We start from the raw sequence: 2911 nt of genomic DNA, 5'->3' as shown, positions 1-2911 counted from the left end.
GTCACTGATCCTATTTATCAAACTACAAAGATTATGAAACTTACAGAAAAATCTAAAACAATCATGGAAACCAAAAGTAAACAATATGATGATATAAAGCAGATCTTTGCAAAAATTGTAAAGGCAGTGATGTAGATGGATGTCTTTGGAGAATTACAAAAAGCAGTAAAAAAAGAAATATATGTTTCAAATTTTGATTTCGGGAGTCGCGAAATTGAAAAAGAAGATATTGAATTCATAAAAAGTAGTGAGCAGAAATTAAGAAGAAGGTTTATGGGAATATCAGAATCTCTCTATGATATATGTATAACTCTTAATCAGGTTTCTTTAAAATTTAAAAAGTCTGGTGATTTTATGGATTGGTATGAAGCCAATGGACTTACAAAAGATAATATTTCTGAGTTCAATAAAAGATTTATCTTATTCCAGGAGTTTGGTGATAAAAAAGACTTTATCGCATCCCTCTCTACCCAATCAGTTAAATTTTTGACTCATAAAGATGTTACAGCAGATGCCAGAGAAAAGATCATTCATGGTGGAATAAAAAAAGCGGAAACTATAAAAGAATTATTAGCTCCTGTAAAGGACCAGATAGCAATTGAGTTTAAAAAACCAGTTCAATATGTTAATTATAAAAAGCTAGATAATTTAAGAAAAATTATTGAAAAAGTAGAAGATGGTGGGACTTTGGACGAATATAAAGCTGAAGCTATGGCTATTGAGGAGCACCTCAAAATAATAAAAGCTTCTATTAAAAATAAAGAAAAGGAATTTGAGAATAAAAATAATTTGAAAATGTTTAAGAAATAAAGGAGGCTCAAATGAAAATAAAAATTTCAATTAAAAGTTCTGGAAAAAGTAAAGAAATGAAAGCAAATATAATAAAAAGGGTTTTAAAAAGTATTGAAGAAAAAAACAGTAATTTACAATAGAGTTTCTACCACCATGCAAGAAAAGTCAAACTCCTTGGAAGCACAGATAAAACAGTGTGAGGAGTTTGCAAATTTAAAGAACTTTGAAATAGTTGAAATCTTAACAGATGTAGAAAGCGGTACTAAAGATGATAGATCAGGTTATTTAAGATTAAAGGAACTAATTAAAAATAAAGAGTTTGATACTTTGATAGTATATGAAACTTCTCGAATATCTAGAAAACTGATAGAATTATTACTCTTCATAGAACTATTACAAACAAATGAGATAGACTTCATTTCTGCTACAGAAACTGGTTATGATACTACTACTCCTGAAGGTAAGTTTGCCATGAGTATTAGACTCTCCATGATTCAATTTGAAAGAGATAATATTGCTAAAAGAGTAACTGAAAGACTTTATTTTAAAGCTTCAAAAGGACAATGGTTGAATGGTAAGCCTCCACGAGGTTATATCCTTCAGGACAAAAAACTTATTATTGATGAGCCTGAAGCTGAGATAATAAGAGACGTTTTTAAAAGATTTCTTGATGGAGAAAGTATGTATCGAATTTGTGAGCTGCACGATCTAAAATGGGGATCTAAACAAGTAAAAAGAATACTAACAAACCCTACCTACACAGGTCATATTCGTTATGGAAATAGAAAACATACTGGAAATGAAAAAAAAGATATATTAGTTAAAGGTCTTCATAAACCCATTATATCTGAAGAGGATTTTAATCAAACTCGAGAATTACTTAAGCAAATAAAAAGAACACCCTCAAAATCTAATCGGTACCTACTAAATGGTCTTTTAAAATGTAAAAATTGTGGAAATAGTGTTCTTGGTCTTTCTGGAAAACAATATGAAAAGTATCCTCATTATGGATGTATATTAAAAAGGTTAAAGTTTTCAGATAAATTAACTTATAGAGATCAAGACTGTGGTACTGCAAACATAAGATCTGATATTTTAGAAAAAGCTATCATAGATGAATTGAAAAATATAGTGAAAAGATTAGAAGGTCTCGAAGAAATTGAATACAATAACGAATATATTGATTTATCTAAAATCAGAAAAAATGTTAGTAAATTAAAATCTAAAAGAGAACGAATATTAGATGCTTATATTGATGGAAATTTAAATAAAGAAGTTTACTCCAAGAGAATAAAAATATTAGAAGAAGAAATAGCTATAATGGAGAGAAAACTACTTAATAGACCTAAGCAAATTGATTTTCAAAGTAACAAAGAGAAAATCATAAAATATTTTAATAGTATTGATTTAGACAACATAGAAAAATCAAATTATATATTAAAGCTAATTATAGATAAAATAGTTGTTTTTCGAGAAAAGAAAACCGCTAAAGATGAATTTGAAGTAGAGATCTATTTAAATATTCTTTAAAAGACTAAAATTAATTTTAGTCTTTTTACTTTTTTTACTTTTTTTACTTTTTTTACTTTTTTTATTTTGTTTATTTTGTTTATTTTGTTTATTTTGTTTATCTTTTTGTTTTACTATCATTATGGTATTGTTTACAATATAATAAAATTATGGTATTGTTTACAATATAATAAAATTATGGAGGTAATAACAATGAAAAAAATAATATTAGGTTTAGTTGCTTTATCTGCAATCTCTATGGCCGCTCAAAATGATTCTGAAATGAATTACCAATCTTCTAGAACTATGAAGGGATCTTTCACTAACAGAATCGGTGTTAACTATGCTTCAAAAAGCAATGAAAATTGGGATAATGATTATAGATCAAATTCTGACAATAAAGTTTTTGACGATAGTTTCGGTATTAACTATAAACTTCTTTATAATATTACTAATAGATTTAGATTAGGTGGAGAATTCGCATACGATAATTCTAAATTTTCTGACTATGTAACTAAAAATACTATTGGTGATGACAACATGGATGCTTTTATGCTTGGTTTTACTACTGAGTATGATTTTTATCAAGCAGATAGTTTAGCACTATATA

Annotated in this window: 3 protein-coding genes; all 3 read left to right on the top strand. The window is 27.2% G+C overall.

The annotated features are described in order from the left end of the window. Window positions 1-135: 135 nt before the first annotated feature. Window positions 136-810 (top strand): hypothetical protein, encoded by a 675-nt coding sequence (locus tag WBG30_RS05900; RefSeq protein WP_424503719.1) that lies wholly within the window; start codon window positions 136-138, stop codon window positions 808-810. A 135-nt stretch (window positions 811-945) separates the two neighbouring features. Further along, window positions 946-2322: a recombinase family protein gene (locus WBG30_RS05895; RefSeq protein WP_424503718.1), complete on the top strand. Its 1377-nt coding sequence runs from the start codon at window positions 946-948 to the stop codon at window positions 2320-2322. 192 nt (window positions 2323-2514) lie between these two features. Next, window positions 2515-2911, top strand: a 397-nt coding sequence (locus WBG30_RS05890; protein WP_424503717.1) for a hypothetical protein, incomplete at its 3' end; no start/stop codon positions are given.

Origin of the sequence: Psychrilyobacter sp., assembly GCF_049671765.1 — a bacterium.
Classification (GTDB): domain Bacteria; phylum Fusobacteriota; class Fusobacteriia; order Fusobacteriales; family Fusobacteriaceae; genus Psychrilyobacter.
This window is presented reverse-complemented; position numbering and strand designations above follow the sequence as displayed.

Coding starts and splice junctions, on each gene's coding strand:
- WBG30_RS05900 (WP_424503719.1), top strand. CDS start 136: ATGGATGTCTTTGGAGAATTACAAAAAGCAGTAAAAAAAGAAATATAT.
- WBG30_RS05895 (WP_424503718.1), top strand. CDS start 946: ATGCAAGAAAAGTCAAACTCCTTGGAAGCACAGATAAAACAGTGTGAG.